At 41.3% G+C, this 20,571-nt stretch carries 17 protein-coding genes; 3 read left to right on the top strand and 14 right to left on the bottom strand.

All coding sequences use genetic code 11. The features are described 5' to 3' along the window. Window positions 1-93: 93 nt before the first annotated feature. On the top strand, window positions 94-1,236 hold the full coding sequence (locus E7303_RS09550; RefSeq protein ID WP_292145012.1) for a hypothetical protein: 1,143 nt from the start codon (window positions 94-96) through the stop codon (window positions 1,234-1,236). On the opposite strand, the gene E7303_RS09545 is transcribed toward E7303_RS09550, so the two are convergent. The 9 genes from E7303_RS09545 to E7303_RS09505 form a co-directional block, all read right to left on the bottom strand. Beyond that, on the bottom strand, window positions 1,233-2,327 hold the full coding sequence (locus tag E7303_RS09545) for a DUF4129 domain-containing protein (protein WP_292145011.1): 1,095 nt from the start codon (window positions 2,325-2,327) through the stop codon (window positions 1,233-1,235). The two genes, E7303_RS09550 and E7303_RS09545, sit on opposite strands and share 4 nt — an antisense overlap. Then, window positions 2,320-3,444: a DUF58 domain-containing protein gene (locus tag E7303_RS09540; protein WP_292145010.1), complete on the bottom strand. Its 1,125-nt coding sequence runs from the start codon at window positions 3,442-3,444 to the stop codon at window positions 2,320-2,322. The genes E7303_RS09545 and E7303_RS09540 overlap by 8 nt, the downstream gene beginning before the upstream one ends. Beyond that, window positions 3,444-4,382, bottom strand: coding sequence for an AAA family ATPase (locus E7303_RS09535; protein ID WP_292145009.1), 939 nt, complete (start codon window positions 4,380-4,382; stop codon window positions 3,444-3,446). The genes E7303_RS09540 and E7303_RS09535 overlap by 1 nt, the downstream gene beginning before the upstream one ends. A 1-nt stretch (window position 4,383) precedes the next feature. Continuing rightward, window positions 4,384-5,466, bottom strand: coding sequence for a GGDEF domain-containing protein (locus E7303_RS09530; protein ID WP_292145008.1), 1,083 nt, complete (start codon window positions 5,464-5,466; stop codon window positions 4,384-4,386). A 114-nt stretch (window positions 5,467-5,580) separates the two neighbouring features. Further along, window positions 5,581-6,723, bottom strand: a complete 1,143-nt coding sequence (gene prfB, locus E7303_RS09525; protein WP_292145007.1) for a peptide chain release factor 2 — start codon at window positions 6,721-6,723, stop codon at window positions 5,581-5,583. Window positions 6,724-6,743: 20 nt separating this feature from the next. Next, complete coding sequence (gene secA, locus E7303_RS09520) at window positions 6,744-9,308, bottom strand: preprotein translocase subunit SecA (protein WP_292145006.1); 2,565 nt, start codon at window positions 9,306-9,308, stop codon at window positions 6,744-6,746. 167 nt (window positions 9,309-9,475) lie between these two features. Continuing rightward, a complete protein-coding gene (gene buk, locus E7303_RS09515; protein WP_330601653.1) occupies window positions 9,476-10,540 on the bottom strand; it encodes a butyrate kinase in 1,065 nt (354 codons plus the stop codon). 2 nt (window positions 10,541-10,542) lie between these two features. After that, entirely contained in the window at window positions 10,543-11,469 is a 927-nt protein-coding gene (gene ptb, locus E7303_RS09510) for a phosphate butyryltransferase (protein ID WP_292145005.1), read from the bottom strand. Between the two features lie 116 nt (window positions 11,470-11,585). Further along, complete coding sequence (locus tag E7303_RS09505) at window positions 11,586-12,092, bottom strand: acyl-CoA thioesterase (protein WP_022774634.1); 507 nt, start codon at window positions 12,090-12,092, stop codon at window positions 11,586-11,588. 144 nt (window positions 12,093-12,236) lie between these two features. Between E7303_RS09505 and E7303_RS09500 the strand changes: the two genes are divergently transcribed. Then, entirely contained in the window at window positions 12,237-13,259 is a 1,023-nt protein-coding gene (locus E7303_RS09500) for a glycosyltransferase family 2 protein (RefSeq protein WP_292145003.1), read from the top strand. A gap of 59 nt (window positions 13,260-13,318) precedes the next feature. On the opposite strand, the gene E7303_RS09495 is transcribed toward E7303_RS09500, so the two are convergent. Both E7303_RS09495 and E7303_RS09490 read right to left on the bottom strand, forming a co-directional pair. Further along, the gene (locus E7303_RS09495) at window positions 13,319-14,689 is read right to left on the bottom strand and encodes a sodium-dependent transporter (protein WP_292145027.1); all 1,371 of its coding nucleotides are present in this window, start codon (window positions 14,687-14,689) and stop codon (window positions 13,319-13,321) included. A gap of 82 nt (window positions 14,690-14,771) precedes the next feature. Continuing rightward, window positions 14,772-16,568, bottom strand: coding sequence for an acyltransferase family protein (locus E7303_RS09490; protein WP_292145001.1), 1,797 nt, complete (start codon window positions 16,566-16,568; stop codon window positions 14,772-14,774). A 181-nt stretch (window positions 16,569-16,749) separates the two neighbouring features. On the opposite strand from E7303_RS09490, the gene E7303_RS09485 reads away from it, so the two are divergent. Next, window positions 16,750-18,273: an alanine/glycine:cation symporter family protein gene (locus E7303_RS09485; RefSeq protein WP_292144999.1), complete on the top strand. Its 1,524-nt coding sequence runs from the start codon at window positions 16,750-16,752 to the stop codon at window positions 18,271-18,273. 34 nt (window positions 18,274-18,307) lie between these two features. On the opposite strand, the gene E7303_RS09480 is transcribed toward E7303_RS09485, so the two are convergent. The 3 genes from E7303_RS09480 to E7303_RS09470 all read right to left on the bottom strand — a co-directional run bounded on the left by E7303_RS09480 (window position 18,308) and on the right by E7303_RS09470 (window position 20,503). Continuing rightward, window positions 18,308-19,141 carry a YitT family protein gene (locus E7303_RS09480; RefSeq protein ID WP_292144998.1) on the bottom strand — a complete coding sequence of 278 codons (834 nt, stop codon included), beginning with the start codon at window positions 19,139-19,141 and terminating at the stop codon, window positions 18,308-18,310. A gap of 125 nt (window positions 19,142-19,266) precedes the next feature. Beyond that, a complete protein-coding gene (locus E7303_RS09475; RefSeq protein ID WP_292144996.1) occupies window positions 19,267-20,016 on the bottom strand; it encodes a hypothetical protein in 750 nt (249 codons plus the stop codon). Next, the gene (locus E7303_RS09470) at window positions 20,009-20,503 is read right to left on the bottom strand and encodes an HIT family protein (protein WP_292144995.1); all 495 of its coding nucleotides are present in this window, start codon (window positions 20,501-20,503) and stop codon (window positions 20,009-20,011) included. The genes E7303_RS09475 and E7303_RS09470 overlap by 8 nt, the downstream gene beginning before the upstream one ends. Between the last annotated feature and the right edge of the window lie 68 nt (window positions 20,504-20,571).

Genomic DNA, 20,571 nt, shown 5'->3' with positions numbered 1-20,571 from the left:
ATCGTAACGTTTTATAGTATATTTTTCAATATCCTTTACCTTGAAACAAACATAATGTAAACTAAAAGGAGTTTTGAAAAGGGACATATTTTAATGAAAAAGACATTTTTATATAAAACAACAGGCCTTATCTTGGCCATTTCAATGCTCACAGGATGCCAGATTGCAGGTGCAGACTCTGTTTCAGTGCCTACAGAAACCTCCAGCCAGGCCTCTTTTGCTTCAACTACTCTGACTCCTTCATCACCTTTTGATGGAACTACATATATTGCGGAATCAAACCTTACTTCTGTAGGTCAGGAGCTTGCAGAGGCAGAGGACGAGGTCGACATAGAAGATGCCATAGCAGGCATAGATGTTGTACAAAACTACGACACCGAGCTCAGCGTGCCAACTTACATTACCAGGCAGGATGATACCTGGTTCATAGTTGACTGCTACCACAACAGAGTCATTTACTCAGACGATCTGAATGCTCCACTCGATGAGTGGTACATCATGTCCGGGGATGCCACACAGCCTCACACAATTGCAAGCGACGGCTCCGTCTACATGATCGATGACACAGAGAATAACAGAGTTCTGGTCTATGAAAAAGTTAATGACAAATTTGTCCATACACAGACCTTTTATGATATAGGAAACAGGCCGCATTACACTATTTACAATGAGATTACTGATACTTTTTATGTATGGAGTTCTACGACCGGGGAGCTTTACTGCTTCAGACATACATCCGATTCCACAAGGATGTATCTCACAGATATAAAGAAAATCAACGACCTTGACGGGATCTACGTCCGCTCATTCTCTATAATTGATGGCTACATATACTTTGTTTCAGGAGTTTCCGATACAGATTCCGCCGAAGCTTCCAACATCATAATGTGCGACCTCGATACACTTGAGATAAAAGAAAAATACACCGTCCCCGCAGAAGTCGCAGGAATGGTGCAGATTACAAAGATCCAGGATTACTATTATATTTCTGTTTCAACAGACACAACAGGTTCGCAGGATTACGCAACTATAATAAAGACAGCTTCCCTGTCTGACCTGAGCCAGGGAAAATATGAAGATATCTACTCAGAGTACTTCATTGGAGGCGGTACTCCTTACTACATCTCGAATGTAGACGATACCTATTTTCTTACAGAGCACAGACTTAAGGGCCACTCAATCTGGTCCTTTAAGGTGACTGACAACAGCATCACGGATGTCACCTCCATATTTTAAAAGTCCTGCCCCTTTACAGCCTTTTTAATATTTTTCAAATCTTCAGCGGTTATCTGATGTTCACTGTATCTTGCCTTTTCATAGATACTAAAGGCCGCAGACGCCCTTCCATTTGAAGTCGTTTCAAGTTCTCTTGGCGTCTGGCTTTCCCTGACATCAGCATAGCCGCTTCCATTTTTTATATACTTCTTAAATAGGAGCCTTACTCTCCCCTCGTTGCTGAGCCTCATCTGCAAAAAAGATCCGCTTCCGTTGCCGGATTTTCCGCTTTCTTTTTTATCAAAAGGGCTTAAATACTCAATTTTATCACGCATAAGCTTATCTTTAAGAACGTTCCTTGAGTTTTTAAGCGTCCTGTAGAGTCTGCCTATTCCCCTTATCAAAAGAACTATCGTAGCAATAAGAACAACTGCCGCCAAAACCCAGTACAGAATTTCCCAGATGCTGTGCCAAATAGAATCATCCTCATAATCTTCAGGCAAAAGACTCTGAAGTTTCCCAAATTCCTGCTTCTCCTGTAGAGGCACATATTCTTCAGGCTCTTTAAACTTAAAAAATCCAAAAAACCACCTGAGAAAGCTGATAATCAGGTATTTTGCCGCGGCTGCTATCTCTTTTCCGTAATCAAGCAAAGTACAGATAAACATTGAAAGAGCCACCGCTGCCACTGACAAGCTGACCATCCTGCCATTATTCTTTTTTACCATATCTATGGGAACGCTTGCTCCGTCTTTAAAGGGAACCATTGCATCCAGTATCTGCCTGGCGTTGTAATACAAAACCGCCAGAATTCCCCATACAGCCTCGCCTGCAAGAACTACTATCACGCCTTCCTGAATCTTTGCGATCCTGCAAAAGATATACAGAGCAATAAAGAAAAAAGCCTCAGAAATCTCAGGGTAAAAAACAAGATTTTCTCTTACTCTCTCAAGAGCAGTTGTTATCAGCACCAAAAGAAAAGTGATGCCCAAAAACACTATGACCACTTCCTTTTTTAGTCCCAGCCCAAGGGACATTATCCCCAGAATATTCAGGCTCAGGGCTATGACTATGTTGTTTATTATCCTTAATATTTCTATCCTCTTATTCATGTATGACCACTTCGAAATCAATCTTAGAATCTGCAGGGCGCTCCTGTTTCATATCCTTGGTGAGTGGACACAGCCACAAGAGTTTCCCTGCCTTTTTGGCCAAAAGACCTGCTGCCTTTAGAGAATCATCGCCTCTGGTGGTAGAAATATAGCAAAAGGTTGTATTTTCTATATCAACGTTTGCCACTTCTCTTTCCACAATTTCAGCCATAGAATTGGGAGTTGTCTTTTCAAGGTCGATCCTTGCAAGAGCTCTTTTGACGCTGACCATATGAAGTGATGATGCTCCCGCCAATAGGGATATATTTTCCCCTGTAACCTTGTCTCTTCCATTAGTCAAAAGAGATACCGGCACATTTTCTGAAATAAATCTCCCTGCCAGGGACATGGTAAGCCTTATGCAGTCCTCCAAAAGCTCCCTTTCAAACAAAATCCCCGGCTCATCCACATTTAAAATAAACTTTACTTCCTGGGAAGATGTGTGATCATGCAGATTCACCTTCAGATCCCCAGTCTTGGCAGTTGCCTTCCAGTTCACCATGTTCTGTGGATCAGTCCTGGAATAATCCCTGATCCCGCGAAAAGTAAAATTATCTTCATACAAAAAACGCTTTGAAAGCACATCCCCCATAAGCTGCCTGAATGGCACTTCTGTCTTACTGACAGAAAGCGGCGCCGGATAGACATAGAGATTTGTGTGCTGTTCAAAGGTGTTGTATCTGATATCGGGGCTAAAAAGATCTGACGCCTTAAGAGAAGTCTTCAAAATGCTGTAATACCCTCTTTTTCGGCAATCAAGCTCCAGCCTTCTTGTTATCTTTTCATATAGTCCAAGACTGAACACATCCGTCACATTGACCCTGTCAGAGACAGAGGAATTGGTCCCATCGGAAAACTCAAGACCCTTATCAGTCTGGAAGCTGACCTGCAAAATGTGAAGAGGCAAAAAGTTCCTGTTCGTGATAACCTCCTGCAAATGAGCCTTATCTCCCTCATTTACCGCTTCTTCCACAAAATCAAGCCTGGCCATAAGCCCTTTGTCCCAAAAGTTGCCAAAGAGCCATTTTTCAAAACGATATAAAGCAAAAATAACTATCGGTATAAGTATAATAGGCATCAGAAATCCTCAGTCGGCACAGAGATCTCATCAAGAATGCTCTGAATTATTCCACTTGCATCAGCATTTACCCCATAGCCGGAAGAAAGAATAAGTCTATGAGCCAAAACAGGCACTGCAAGCCTCTTGATATCCTCAGGAACAACATAGTCCCTGCCCTCAGCATAGGCCAAAACCTTGGCGCAGTTAAGAAGCGCAAGACTTCCTCTTGTGCTGACACCGGAAGACACATCCCTTCTGTTTCTGGTGGCAACTATAATGTCCGCAATGTACTCTTTTATCTGAGGATGCACTTTGACCTTCATAGCCTCATCATGCATTTCTTCTATCTCTTTTGGACCTGCTACAGGGCTGATCTTTTCCAAAGCTTCACTACTTCCACTTCCGTCAAAGCGCTCTAATATCTTTATCTCTTCAGCTCTGTCAGGAAATCCTACAGACAGCTTCATAAGAAATCTGTCCAGCTGTGCCTCAGGAAGAGGAAAAGTTCCGCTGGTCTCAACAGGGTTCTGAGTTGCAATAACAAAAAAGGGCCTCTCAAGAGTCCTGGTCTGCCCGTCAATAGTTACCTGCCTCTCCTCCATGCATTCAAGAAGTCCTGCCTGAGTTCTGGGAGTTGCTCTGTTTATCTCATCCGCTAAAAGAATGTTGCAAAAAACCGGGCCCTTGTTAAAAACAAACTCTCCCTTAGACATCTGATAAACATTAAGTCCTGTAATATCAGACGGGAGAAGGTCCGGTGTAAACTGAATCCTTTTAAAACTTCCATCTACTGATCTGGCCAGTGCCTTAGCAAGCATTGTCTTGCCGGTTCCGGGAACATCCTCTAATAGAACATGTCCACCGGCCACCATAGCAACCACTGTCAAAAGAACTGTCTCGTCCTTACCAACTAAGACCCTGGCTACATTATCTCGAATATCCTTTATGCTCCCCATATTAAACAACCACTACCTTGTTTCTTCCTGTATTTTTAGCCTTGTACAAAGCTGAATCAACGTTCTGTATACTCTTCGCGAAATCACCCGTGTACTTGGAAACGCCCACAGATACTGTAACTGGAACAGGTGTATCTGTAGCAGCCTCTATATCGCGCCTGAACTGTTCCATTCTTGCGCAGGCATTATTCACATCGCAGTTCTTGAAGATAATAATAAATTCCTCACCGCCAAATCTGATAACATAATCATCACCGTGAGTTTCAGTTGAAAGCTTTTTACCTATATACAAAAGTGTAAGGTCCCCTGTATAGTGGCCATGCTCATCATTAACCTGCTTAAAGTAATCTATATCAAGCATTGCTATTGCAATAGGCTCCTGAGCATCAATAAGAGCATTCTTTGTTACAATTTTTTCCAAAAGGTGTCTGTTATAAACCTGAGTGAGCGGATCTGTAACCATCGCAAGTTCAAGCTTCTGGCGAACCCTGTAATGATCAAGGTAGTACAATGTCAAAAGAATGTGTGAACATACAACCGCAAGACCAACCGGGATCTGCAGTGCAAGGATAATATCAAGGTTTGGATAATGGTTAAAAGTGTTGGTGATAAGGATCTCAAGAATAAAGATCACACTGGAAAGGAAGGTATATCTTGGCCTTGAAACGAATCCAACGGTCAAAAATACCACGTTCATGATAATAAAGCCTTCACTGGCATGAACCTTGATCTCAAGATGATAGATGGCCCACATGGTCGCCAGCACTATGCAATGGGCAAGAGCAAAATCCAAAAAGGTGATGAGCTTGCTGTCGCGCACAAAATTAATTAGCACCAAAAAAAGTGCCAGCGCTACAAGTATTGAAAATCTGGGAATAAGTGTCGGAAGATAAGTGCCGTTGAGCAAATAATCCGAGAAAATATATGTAATAGAAACAAATGCGCCAACCACTAAACTGATAGCCACATAATTCTGATAATAATCACATTTTGACTGGTAAAAATCATCCAGATCATCATCATTCATAGAACGATAATCTTTAAATAAGTTCCATAAAGCCTTGGCATTTTCAATAATTTTCATACGTACAACTCCCCTAATACAATATTGTACTAGGAATACAGAAATTTCGAAAGTTATTTTTTGAATAAAAAACATCAAAAAAAGGATGCGGCATAAAAGTCGCATCCCCTGTAATTATTCTTCTGAAGTATCTCCAACCGGCTTTCCACCTGTTGCAAGCCACTTAAGATATGCATTGATAAATGGATCAAGATCACCATCAAGAACGCCGTCAGCGTTAGATGCCTTAAATCCTGTTCTTGTATCATTTACCATTGTGTATGGCTGAAGGACATAGGATCTGATCTGGCTTCCCCATGCATTATCCTTTACTTCACCACGGATTCCGTCAAGCTTTGCAGCCTGCTCTTCCTGTTTCATGATGAACAGTTTAGCTTTCAACATCTGCATAGCCTTATCTTTATTCTGGAACTGTGAACGCTCATTCTGGCAGGCAACTACAACGCCTGTAGGAATATGTGTGATACGTACAGCTGATGATGTCTTGTTGATGTGCTGTCCACCGGCACCACTTGAACGATATGTATCAATTCTAAGATCATCAGGATTGATCTCTACATCTAAATCCTCTTCAATATCAGGCATAACATCGCATGATACGAATGATGTCTGACGCTTAGCCTGTGCATTGAACGGACTGATACGAACAAGTCTGTGAACACCGTGCTCTGACTTTAAAAGTCCATAAGCATTTGTTCCTGAAATCTGGAATGTAACTGACTTGATTCCGGCTTCATCACCATCGAGAAGATCGAGAACTTCTGTTGTGAAACCCTTTCTCTCTGCCCATCTAGTGTACATACGATAGAGCATGCTTGCCCAGTCACAAGCCTCTGTTCCGCCTGCTCCTGCGTTGAGTCGAAGGATTACATCATATTTATCATAAGGCTGGTTGAGAAGATTGCTGATACGGATATTCTCTAGAGTCTCCTCAAACTCATCAAGCTCTGATCTGATCTCAGCAGCCATATCATCGTCATCTACGCCTTCTGCATTCTGCATATCGATAAGATCAATGATATCGCCGTACTGATTGTTAAGTTTTTCGATGTTTTCAACAAGATCCTGCATATTCTTAAGATCTTTTGTCTTCTTGTTGGCCTTTTCTGCGTCATCCCAGAAACCAGGCTCTTCCATCTCACGACTAAGCTCTTCAATTATCTTTTTCTTAGACTCAAGGTCAAGAGAAGCAGTAACTTCTTTTAAAGTATCCTGCAGGTTCTGGATCTCAACCTTCATCTGATCTAAAACTACCATATACTTACCTTTCTAATTACTTAAACTCTTCCATGACAATTCTTAAACTTTTTACCACTTCCGCATGGACATGGATCATTTGGATAAACCTTAGCTTCAACTCTCTTAACAGGAGTCTTTGCAACTGAATCATCCTTATTTGTTCCTGTAACCTTGGCTACCTGCTCACGCTCAACCTTCTCCTCAATGTGAACATGGAAAAGAAGTCTCACTGTATCTTCCTTGATGTTTCTGGTCATATCATCAAACATCTCGTAGCCTGCAAGCTTGTACTCAAGCTTAGGATCTCTCTGGCCATATGCCTGAAGACCGATTCCCTGACGGAGCTGATCCATATCATCGATATGATCCATCCACTTTCTGTCAATTACTTTCAGAAGGATTACACGCTCAATCTCACGGATTGTTTCAGGTTCAGGGAACTCTGCCTCTTTTGTCTCGTAAAGTTTAACTGCTTCCTCTTTTAACTGCTGAAGGAGTCCTGCCTTTGTAAGAGTCTCGATACGTCCTCTTGTGATCTTCTTAAGCGGAACAGTTGGAAGCAAAAGCTCATTGAGCTCTGCAAGGTTCCAGTTATCAGGATCATTCTCCTCACCTACAACTGTCTCTACTGCATTTTCTACAATATCAGTGATCATCTTGTAGATTGAATCCCTCATGGAAGCTCCATCAAGAACTTTCTTACGCTCTGCATAGATGATCTCTCTCTGCTCATTGTTAACCTGGTCATACTCGAGAAGGTTCTTTCTGATAGCATAGTTGTTGGACTCAATCTTCTTCTGAGCTGATTCAATAGCCTTTGAAAGAGATGAGTGCTCAATTTCCTGTCCATCAGGAATCTTAAGAGCATTGAACATTGCTATAAGTCTCTCTGAACCAAAGAGCCTCATAAGGTTATCCTCAAGTGAAAGGTAGAACTTGGATTCACCAGGATCACCCTGACGTCCGGCACGACCACGGAGCTGATTGTCGATACGTCTGCTCTCGTGTCTCTCTGTACCAATGATCTTAAGTCCGCCTGCTGCCCTTGCCTCTTCATCAAGCTTAATATCTGTACCACGGCCTGCCATGTTAGTAGCGATTGTAACAGCACCGTGCTTACCAGCCTCTGCTACGATCTCAGCTTCCATTTCATGGAACTTGGCATTAAGTACCTGATGCTGAATACCACGCTTTCTAAGGAGCTTACTTATTTCCTCAGAAGACTCAATAGTGATAGTACCAACCAGTACAGGCTGTCCCTTTGCATGAGCTTCCTCTACTGCATCGCAGATAGCGTTCAACTTCTCTTTTTTAGTCTTATAAACTGCATCCTGAAGATCCTTACGGATAACAGGCTCGTTTGTAGGAATCTCGATAACGTCCATTCCGTAGATATCACGGAATTCTCTTTCCTCTGTAAGGGCAGTACCTGTCATACCACACTTTTTCTCGAACTTGTTAAAGAAGTTCTGGAAGGTGATAGTAGCAAGAGTCTTGGACTCTCTCTTAACCTTAACATGCTCTTTTGCCTCGATTGCCTGATGAAGACCATCTGAATAACGTCTTCCCGGCATTACACGGCCTGTAAACTCATCAACGATAAGGACTTCGTCATCCTTAACGATGTAGTCGTGATCTCTCTGCATAAGGTTGTTTGCACGAAGAGCAAGGATGATATTGTGCTGGATCTCAAGGTTCTCAGGATCAGCAAGGTTCTCTATTCTAAAGAATCTCTCAACCTTGGCAACACCCTGTGCTGTAAGGTTTACGATCTTGTCTTTTTCATTGACGATAAAGTCACCGGTCTCTTCTCTCTCAACACCCATGATGGCATCCATCTTAGTGAGGTCTTCCATATCCTCACCACGTGTCATCTGCTTGGCAAGGATGTCACATGCTTCATAAAGCTTTGTTGATTTATCGGACTGACCGGAAATAATAAGAGGTGTTCTTGCTTCATCAATAAGGATAGAGTCTATCTCATCGATGATGGCATAGTTAAGTCCACGGAGAACACACTGCTCCTTGTAGATTGCCATGTTATCACGAAGGTAATCAAATCCAAGTTCGTTGTTTGTAACATACGTGATATCACAGTTATAGGCAGCTCTTCTCTCTTCAGAAGTCATGCTGTTCAAAACAACACCAACGGTAAGGCCAAGGAACTCATGGATCTTACCCATCCACTCAGCGTCACGCTTTGCAAGGTAATCATTAACTGTTACTACATGAACACCTTTGCCCTCAAGAGCGTCAAGGTAAGAAGGAAGTGTAGCTACAAGTGTCTTACCTTCACCGGTTCTCATCTCAGCGATTCTACCCTGATGAAGGATAACTCCACCAATGAGCTGTACTCTGAAGTGTTCCATTCCAAGGACACGCTTACCTGCCTCACGAACTGTCGCATATGCCTCAGGCATAATATCATCAAGTGTTTCCCCATTAGCCAGTCTCTTCTTGAACTCATCTGTTTTGCCTCTGAGCTCCTCATCAGAAAGAGCCTGCATTTTTGGTCTCATAGCCTCAATTGAATCAACAGTGCTGCGGATTCTCTTAAGTTCTCTTTCGCTATGTGTACCAATAATCTTATCAATAATACTCATGTTTTATTCCTCATAAAAAAGGGCATAATAACCCAATATTTTAGCAAAAGTCCGTTGTACATTGTAGCAGATTAATGATAGCTTTTCAATACGCTTGTCACCTTAGTAAATATCTAATTGCAGCAAAAAGGTGTCGGTCAAAATGACCGACACCCATTAAAAGATCATCAATATTCTTTTGCCTGCTCCTCACCGTTCATGACGCGGATAGCACCCTGTGCAAGAGCAAGAAGCTCGTCCTCACCAGGATATACAGTTACAGGGCAGATCCAGTCAACTCTCTCTTTGATGGCATCTGTGATCACCTGACCATAAGCAATACCACCTGTAAGAATGATCTGATCAACTTTACCCTTTAATACTGTTGCGCAAGCACCGATGTTCTTGCAGATTTGGTAAATAAATGCATCGCGGACAAGAATTGCCTTCTCGTTGCCCTCTTCACACATCTTGTTAACTTCTCTCATATCGTTAGTTCCAAGATATGCATTGAGTCCGCCGCCTCCGACGATCTTCTTTTTCATCTCATCGTATGTGTACTTACCTGAGAAGCACATATCTACAAGAGCCTTTGCAGGAATGCCGTTTGCTCTCTCAGGTGAAAATGCGCCGTCACCATTAAGTGCTGCGTAAACATCTACCATCTTGCCGTTCTTGTGAACACCTGTTGATGTACCACCACCCATGTGTACAACAATTACGCTGATCTCGTCATATTTTTGGCCGATCTCTTTTGCATATCTTCTGGCAACAGCCTTCTGGTTAAGAGGATGATCGATAGATACACGCTCGATTTCAGGAACACCTGAGATACGTGCTACAGGCTCCATCTCATCAACTACAACAGGGTCAACGATGTAAGAAGGAACACCGATCTCATCACCGATCTCTCTTGCAAGGATACCTCCAAGGTTAGAAGCATGCTGGCCCTGAACGCCCTTTTTAAGATCCTCTAAAAGAGCATCTGTGCACTCATATGTACCACCAGGGATAGGTCTTAAGAGACCGCCTCTTCCAACTATTACGTTAAAAGACTTAATATCAATACTCTCTTTTTTGAGGAAATCGAGAATGATGTTCTTACGGAAATCCTTCTGATCGATTATGCTTGCGAACTGATTGATCTCCTCAGTGCTGTGTCTTAATGTTTCCTCTTTTACAAGAGTCTCATCTTCAAAAATACCAACCTTTGTAGAAGTAGAACCCGGATTAATAATTAAGCTTTTTATCATAATTATAAGATTCCTTTCTTTTTGTCTTCAGCTACTACTGCTGCAAGTGCAATTGAATTAACCTTTACTTCAACAGAATCAGATCTGGATGTAAGGATTACGGGAGCCTTAGTACCTGTGAGAATGTTACCGTTCTTAACTGTTGCAAGTCTTACGATAGTCTTGTATGTAAGGTTACCGGCATGAATGTCAGGGAAAAGAAGAATATCGGCATCGCCAACAATCTTTCTGTCAAGGGCTCCTGCCTTATGCTTGGCTGCCTCCGGATCAATAGCAAGATCCATTGAAAGAGGTCCGTCAACGATACAGTTCTTGATCTCGCCCTCTTCATTAAGTCTTGTGAGCTCTGCTGCCTCAACAGTAACAGGCATCTTAGGGTTAACAACTTCAACTGCTGCAAGTGGAGCAACCTTAGGGCACTCAACGCCGCAAGCTCTTGCAACATCTACTGTATATTCAATAATAACTTTCTTATCTTCAAGTGTTGGATATGGCATGAAAGCAACGTCTGTAAGGAATAAAAGACGATCAATGCCCGGAATCTCGAATACGCAAACATGTGAAAGAGGACGACCTGTACGAAGACCAACCTCCTTATCAAGAACGCTCTTAAGGAAGTCTTTTGACTCAAGAGCACCCTTCATGTATATATCTGCCTTGCCTGATGATACGAGCGAAACTGCTGTGCGAGCTGCTTCAATAGTATCCTTAACATCAATGATTTCGTAGTCTGAGAGGTTCATTCCAACCTCTTTTGCCTTCTCCTCGATCAGCTCCTTATCACCAACAAGGATAGAATCTACGATTCCTCTCTCTTTTGCAATCTTGACAGCCTCAAGAACGTGTGTGTCCTGCGCAACTGCAACAGACATTTTCTTGGTGCTTGCTGTCTTAAGTTTAGCAAGAATGTCGTCAAAGCTCTTACTCATTTTAATAAACCTCCATTTGTCTATAAAGTAAAGAAAGTGTTAAACTTCACCATATGACAAAAGTTTAACACTCCCTATTGTTAATTTCAACGTCTTTATAAATTTTTTATTAGAATTTAGAAGCCTTCCATTCTGCGCTGTTTGCGGAATTCGCGCCTCTTGATGGCACCCTCCCACTCAGCCTTTTCATTTTCAGTCTTTATATTAAGTCCGTAAGGAACAAGGCATGGTGTTCCGTCGTCATCGATGCACACCTCAGTAAGATATGCTCTGTTGAGCACATGGCGCATTCCCGTCTTAACATCCTCAACATAGGTATCTACCCTTACTTCCATTGAAGTTTTGCCAACATATGTGATCTTGCCTATCATTACAAGAACATCACCCAGAACTGCCCCCTGCTTGAACTGCATATTATCGATTGCTGCAGTAGCTATTGGGTTTCCTGAATGTCTGACAGCCACAGTTCCTGCAACCTCATCGATCCAACTCATAAGTTTTCCGCCAAAGAGTCTGTCCTCGGCATTGATATCATCGTACTTAACCACCTTAGTCCATTCAGTGATGGAATCCTCAACATTTTTGTTTGCAATCTGCTTATCAACATGAAATACCTTGCCCATACTCAATACCTCCAAAGAGAGATTTTTATATGAATATTTTACCTTAAAATGCCGAAGTATGCTATCATATCTGAATTGATTTGTGGTTAAAAGACAAGCCCTGTGTTAATATAAGAAAAGAATTTTATTGGAGTTTAAAGATAAATGGCTAAGATAAGTTTTATTATTCCGGTGTATAACACCTCTAAATATCTTGATGATTGCATGACCTCAGTTATGGGCCAGACCTATGAAGACCTTGAGATCATTCTTATTGATGATGGTTCAACTGACGGCATAAGCCCTCAGATGTGCGATGACTATGCTTCTTTTGACAAGCGCATCAGAGTCATCCACAAAGAGAACGGTGGACTCATGTCCGCATGGATAGCAGGGGCCAAAGCTGCCACATCGGACTATCTCACTTTTGTGGACAGTGATGACTGGGTTGAATTTGATCTGGCAAAAGAGCTTGTGGCTCACGTAGCCCCTGCTTTTGCCGATTCAGAGATCATCGCAAGCAACTACATAGTTGAAAAGGCCGGCGAGCGCAGAAAAGAGACACAGTCTCTTGCCCCCGGCGTTTACATGGGAAAAGAGCTTGAGGCTCTCCACTCACATATCCTTGGGGATGAAGTCCGCCCCGTTACTATGTCCAGATGCATGAAGCTCATTTCCAGAAAGCTTTTGCTTGATAACCTCAAGTACTGCAATCACGACATTACAATGAGTGAAGACGTAAACATTACTCTTCCTTGCCTTTTGGACTGCAAAAGACTTGTTATCCTAAAGGACGCTTACAATTATCACTACAGACTTGTAGGCAGCTCCATTGCTCATTCCTACAACTCAAAGCTCCTTCAGAACCTGGAGCTTACCGATAAAACCTTTAGGGATATTTTTGCGGATAAAAATATCAAAGGCTACGACAAACAGATGGACAGAGAGTTTATTATAATGCTGTTTGTTATTCTAAAAAACGAATTGCGCTGTCCTGAAAAAGATACACTTAAAAGAGTAAAGAATCTCTTTTTACGACCTGATATAAAAGAAAAAGTGACATCTACAAAAATAGATATCACCTCAAAGTCAAACAAACTGCTCTATACATGTATGAGACATCCAAATGCCGTCACTGTTGGCATCTGCAAGCTTATCATCAACATGTATGACAAAAAGACAAACTGATAATTTGGTATATAAAAATTGCGGCACAGATCATCAATCTATGCCGCATTTTCTTTTTATCACATACTGATAATACCAAAAACATTAAGTATCGCACTTACCAGAATAATAACTACAAATACAGGGCAAAGGAATCTGATCATAAAAGAGAAGATTCCTTTTCTTTTGAATGGATGTCCATCCTGCTCAACTTCCGCTTCGAGCTTCTCAATTCCCATGAACCTGGTTATAAGAACGCATGTAGCAAAGGCTGCAATAGGCATCATAACTGAGTTTGTAAGGAAATCAAAGAAATCAAGGAACTGCATTCCAATTATTGTCACAGAGCTAAGAGGCCCATTTCCAAGGGATGAAAGGCTTCCAAGTAAAAGCATGATGACAATCATTATTATGCTTCCCTTTTTTCTGCTCCACTTAAACTCATCGGCAAATGTGGAAACTGCGCTTTCTGTAAGTGCAATGGCACTTGTAACTGCCGCAAACAGGACAAGTGCAAAGAAAAGGATTCCGATGATCTTACCAAGACCCATGCTCGCAAAGATTTGTGGCATAGTTATGAACATAAGTGATGGTCCTGCCTTGAGCATGCTCTCATCTCCGTGATAAAAAGAGAATACTGCAGGAATGATCATAAGGCTGGCAAGAATAGCTATTATGGTGTCAAAGAACTCAACCTGCTTAGTTGAAGTTTCAATGCTGACTTCCTTTTTTACATATGAACCGAAAGTAATAAGGATTCCCATCGCTATTGATAAGGAATAAAACATCTGACCCATAGCTGTAACTATAGTCATAATGGAAAATTGCTGGAAATTAGGGACAAAGAGATACTTTACACCCTCCAAAGCACCCGGCCTTGTTACTGAGTAAACACAGATAATAACTGCAAGTACCACAAGAACAGGCATCACCATTTTGGATACACGCTCTATTCCGCCCTCAACTCCCATGAATATTACTATCATGACAAGAGCTGCGAAAACTATAAACCAAATCTCTGACGCAATACCATCAGTTATAAAATCGGTAAAAAAGGTATCACCCGCTATCACGTTAACATCATTTGTGATGTATTCATAAAGATATTTGCATACCCAACCGCCAATTACTGAATAGTAGGGAACGATCAGGATTGGGATAATGGCATTGATCCATCCGCCAAGTCCCATCCATTTATTGTTACTGATACTGTTAAATGCTCCAACCGGACTTTTCTTGGTATATCTTCCAATAGCTGTCTCAGCAATTATCATGGTATATCCAAATGTAAGCGCCAAAAGAATATACACAATAAGGAAGATTCCTCCGCCATACTTAGCGCAAAGATAAGGGAATCTCCAAATATTTCCCAAGCCTACTGACGCGCCTGCCGCAGACAATACAAAACCTATTTTTCCGGAAAAAGATCCTCTGTGTTCCTGTTTCAAAATACTACTCTCCTATCTACAATAACTTCTTTAAAAAAAAGCATAAAAAAGATTATACACTAACGCCTCAAAATACGCCACCGGTTTAACGCAATAAAATCCAAACAACAGGTCTTATTGCTCCACCTGGCTTATTTACTACTTTTTCATCCATAACGATTGTTCCGTCAACCGTTACGATAGGCGCAGTTATACATGGCGTTGTATTTTCACCTCTAAGCCACCACCAGGAGGATCTGTATCCCTTCATATCCCAGTTGTTGACCTTGCTGGGAGTGTTGATGTTCACTCCATTTCTGGCCGCAACATCTGTTATTGCAATTTGCCTTGCCTCATCATTTTCAAAAAAATCTTCTGCTTCCTCCGGAGTTAACAAAGTCAGCATATCCCCATCATTTTGAAGGATGATATCCGCTTCCTTACCACTAAAGCTCCCCGTGAACTCTTTTGAATTTATAAGCTTTCTAATATCTGAGTCTTCCCATGTTATCTCCTGATGATGCTGATTGTAGTAGCTTCCTGCGATTCCATACTCGCACATAAGGCACAGCCTGTCGTCCTGCCTTTTTACAACTTCCCAGGTCAGCCTCTCTTTCCCAGGATTGTTAATCCTGGTATTATAATGCCCAAACTTTACTACGTCGCCCACCTGCGCATCCTTAAAAACAGCGCATTCTTCACTGAATTCTTTTGAAATAACAACTGAATGGATTACGGGGATTGCTATTACTGCCAAGCCGCACATAAGAGCTAAAATGATCGCTACCTTTTTTAAATTTGTTCCAAAAGAATTATTCAAAAGCTCTTTTACGAGCTTAACAGCAAAACCGGATATCGGCGCGATGACAGCCGCAAGGCCTATACTTACGCCAATTATGATCACATATCTTAACAGGTCACTCACCCTTATATCATGCGAAAGAGTATTCACCACATACCCATGTACCAGAAACAGCGGAAGCAAAATGCTCCCAAGATACTCAAGTATTCTGCTTTTTAGCGGAAATCTCATATTGAGAAGAAGCACAAAAGTAGTAAAGACGATGCACGAAACAGATTGCACAGAAAGTGTGATTGAGGCGCTCCTTAGCCCATCATGTACAAGTTCACGATAATAGCCATAGTTATTTAGCGTATAGATACTTGCACATATCATAAGGAGCGTTAAAAGGCCTGCAATTAAAGTCCATATGTAATAAAAAGACCTGAATGATCTTTCTATCTTTTCTTTATAATTTGCATACAAAACTCCGTAGCAAAAACAGATTGTCGAATTGTACCACCACTCTCCTCTGAACCAGTGGACCTTATTGGTGTAGGGGTCATGGCCCTGAAATAGGCTGTATACCATAAGAAGCACAGTCGTGATGCACAAAAGAGCTGCTGCCAGGTCTTTGTTCTTAAGGACTGAAAAGATCACATAAAACAGCAGATAAAGTATGACAATCTCTATTACAAACCAGCCGTTGCTGTTTACAAGCGTCACACCCACTATGTCTTTTACGGTCGACAAAAAGTCACTATTATCTGTCCCCAAAAACTTTTGTACTATGATAATGAGGATATTGGTGATCCAAAAAGGTATCAGCACTGAAGGCAGCCTTTTCTTAAGGAAACCATCAAAATAATCCTTTTTCCAGCGATAGCTGTACAAAAGCCCATATCCGGAAAAGAAAAAGAACAGTGCTGTAAACATAAATCCTATGTAACTAAATACAGTGATCGGTCCTTTAGGATTATTTCCATACGAAGTTATCTGCTGCGTGACATGATGGATCATGATCCCGATGCACGCAAGCGCCTGAATCTGCTTACTCTGCTTCAGATTTAGATAGTCCTGCGAAAACTGTATCTTTCTTCCCCTAAAGATGCCTTCCTCCATTGTCCATAATCCCCCACTTCTAGTAATATGCATATTAGCTACATTTATTATAAACACGTTTTCTTTTTATCGGTAGCATGTAATGATGAGATATTTTTGTATACAATTATACATTTTGCTTCCCTTTCTGATTTTAATGTGATAAAGTAAAAAAAACTTTTCTAATAAGATGGAGAGCCGTATGGAGAAATTTTTATCAACTGTTGAAAACGTCAATAATGCTGTAAACGGATTTGTTTGGGGACTTCCAATGCTTGTTCTTTTAGTAGGAACAGGAATTCTCATGACATGTCTCACTAAATTTTTCCAAATATCCCACTTTAAACATTGGGTTTCGAACACGATCGGTGGAATATTTAAAGACTCGCATGTCACTGCACATACGAAAGAGAATGACACTCAGATATCTCAGTTCCAGAGCCTGTGTACAGCACTGGCAGCTACAATTGGAACAGGTAATATCGCCGGTGTCGCTGCTGCCATCGCAGCAGGTGGCCCGGGTGCTATTTTTTGGATGTGGATCGTGGCATTTTTCGGAATGATGACTAACTTCTCAGAAAATGTACTTGGTATTTACTACCGCAGAAGAAACGAAAGAAATGAGTGGTGCGGCGGTGCTATGTATTATCTTCGTGATGGCCTGGGTTCTAAGCCCGGTTGCAATGTTGCAGGCTCTGTCCTGGCAGTTCTTTTTAGTATCTTCTGTATCCTTGCTTCATTTGGCATCGGCAACATGGGTCAGATCAATTCAATCGCAGTCAATATGACCACTGCCTTTGGTATCCCAAGCATTGTTACCGGAATCTTACTTATGATCCTTGCAAGCCTTGTTATCGTGGGCGGTCTTAAGAGAATCGCCTCTGTCACAGAAAAACTTGTTCCTTTCATGGCTATCATATATATGGTCGGCGCCATCATAGTCTGCATCATGCACATTGACCAGCTTGGCGCAGTATTTACATCAATCATCAAAAGTGCCTTTGGCCTTCGCTCTGTAGGCGGCGGTATTGTAGGTAGCGGCGTAGCAATGGCTGTTCAGTGGGGAATGAAAAGAGGAGTATTCTCTAACGAAGCCGGACTTGGCTCATCAGTAATCGTTCACTCAAGCTCAAACGTTCGTGAGCCTGTAGTTCAGGGAATGTGGGGAATTTTCGAGGTATTTGCAGATACTATAATCGTATGCTCCATCACAGCTTTTGCAGTTCTTTCAAGTGGTCTTGTGGACCTTGAGACTGGCGTTGTAACTTCAAGTCAGGTATCAACTGCTCTTGTTGCTGAAGCGTTTTCAACAGTTTTTGGTAAGTTCGGATACGCCTTTATCGCAATCGCAATTTTGCTCTTTGCCTTCTCTACTACTCTTGGCTGGAGCCAGTACGGAAGCAAAGCATTTGAATATCTTTTCGGAAGAAAAAATATAAAGTTCTACCACATCATTTTCGTAGTATTCATCGTAGTTGGCGCAACTATGGATCTGACACTTGCCTGGGATCTTTCAGATACATTCAACGGAATGATGGCAATACCTAACCTTATCGGTGTCCTTTCACTAAGCGGCACAGTTATGCAGATCACTCATAACTACGTTCAGAGAGTCATTCTCCATCAGAACGTAAAACCTATGCTCTCTGCAATTGACGATATTCAGGCATTGCATGAAAAAGAACTAAATGATAAAGAATTAGAGCCCATAGCTTCAGAAGAATAAAGAGATGGTCCTAGGGGACGGGGTTTGTGTCCATTTATCTCAATATTTCATCTATGGTAGATACAGTGCTAAAACTCCCTGAATGGCTTGAAATAATCTCCTTCATTATAGGAAGCTCAAAATAACTGATGTAGCAGATCAGAGTATTATTCGCTCCTGCAATAGCACCTCTGGTATCCATGATCGTACAGGTCTTATTAAGTCTGTCCTTTATATCTTTAATAATCCCGTCCGGATCCTGCGTGATGATCGTAACCTGCTTGATGGCTTCAAAGTGATCTGTATAGTGATCTATTACAACCGTTGCCACAACATAAACCAGAAGGCTTAAAAGAGCTGCCGTCATATCTATCACCACAAAAACTGTAAGGTATACCAATGCATTAAAAACAAGTAATACCGGCGTCATACTGTAGTTTCTTCCTGTCACGTCAGACAACTTCTTTACTACAATATTTGCAAGGATTTCCGATCCGTCTATGCAGCCTCCACTGCGAAGAATAAGTGATAATCCCGCTCCTAAAATAGCTCCTCCAAATGCTACAGCTAAAAAATGCTCTGTATTTAGTTCAAATGGCACGTTCTCAAAAAAATCAAGCCCCACAGTATATACAATAGATCCAATTGCAGCTTTAATTGTGAATCTCTTCCCCAAAAATATGTAGCCGGCAATAATAAAAGGGATAAATACAACAAGCACACAGATTGGTAATTGAAAACCTGTCAGTTTGCTTATTATGATTGCCACACCGGCAGTTCCATAATCAATAGCATCATTGGGAAGCAGTATAAGGGCAACCGAGAAACTTGCCATTACAGCGCCAATAATGATAAATATGTAAGACACCAAATCTTTCCTTTTCTTCATTTATCCCTGCCTTTCCTGACTTTTATTTAATCATAACATAAAAAGAGAACCGCAAACTAATGCGATTCTCTAATGTTTACTGCTGGCGACCGGGGTCGAACTTTTAGTAGTATTCCGTTCCATCTTTACAATTCACCCATAATGATTTTCAAAAGATCCACTACACCAATATCTTGTCCGGATTCATATTTCTCAAGTTGAGCCATATCATCTTTTCCAAAAGAAATCAGTCTATCGACCTCATTACTGCCTGTCTCCTTCTTAAAGGAATCAAAGGCATGTTGAATTGTTTTTGAATCAAGGTTTGAATAAAAAACAAATGGAAAGCCATACTTATTGTCATTATTAACAAGATACGATTTGCCTATATCAGTAACGCTATCCCTGATTTCCTTTCCAACCTCTTCTTCAAGCTCTCGAAATGCTGTCACTAAAGGTGATAATTTGTTATTATCTGTACTGCCATCCTCGCGTATGGCACCACCAATAAATCTGTCAGAAGGGTCCATAACTCCACCTATTCCCTGAATCTTTCCTACAAACTCTGAACCTACGCCATTTAACGAAACAAATAGCTTTTTGTCAGATGAAACTAATATGCAACCTGCATACATACTTCTACATGCATACTCTCCAAGATTCTTGATCTCACTGTATTTGTAATGAGCATAATCAGAAGGCTCACAGGTTATCGTGACTATGCCGTCATCATTTTCCATATTGATTACAGAATATAACGCCCCATTAAACATCCCCGGATACTTTGCTATAAGTTCATTCCAGTAAACTTGTACTCTTTCTTCAATATCCTTAGGAAGCTCTCTTGCTGCAGTTTCTTTTATTTTTAGCTCTTTTATTGGAATGATTTTAGTCATATTTGTCTTCGCTTTCTATGTATTTCTTGATTTCTTCGGCAGTCCTTATCACGTTCTCAATATCCGCATCAGAAGCATTATCTTTGGCAAATGCATTGATATCACGCAGATACTGCAAACCATATCCAAATTTTTCCAGCATCCACTCCTGATTAGGAAAAATCCATATATGAAAGTGCTTGGAACGTTCTTCCTGAACCAATGTAACAGTTTCGGCAATTTTCAGATCCTTTATAGCTCTTTCTGCAATTGCTATTGCATTTCCTATCTCAGCTCTCTCGTCTACAGTTAATTCCGCAAAAGACTGAATGTGTCTTTTACTTGTAATTATTAGAAAACCGGGAATTGGAATCTCAGGATCTGCGGCAAGAATAATCGACTTCCCATCATAAATTATCCCCCCAGGAAGTTTCACCTCGCCACGCACAATTGCGCATCCTACGCACTCAGACTTAATTTCATTCCCTAATATATCTTTTCTGTTCATAGCTTCCCCTTTGCATATTTTTTTTACCTATAAGGATAAAGCATGCCCTTAGGGCAAGGTCAATATTA

The sequence above is a fragment of the Butyrivibrio sp. genome (genome assembly GCF_015056685.1).
In the GTDB taxonomy this organism is placed as follows: domain Bacteria; phylum Bacillota; class Clostridia; order Lachnospirales; family Lachnospiraceae; genus Butyrivibrio.
This window is presented reverse-complemented; position numbering and strand designations above follow the sequence as displayed.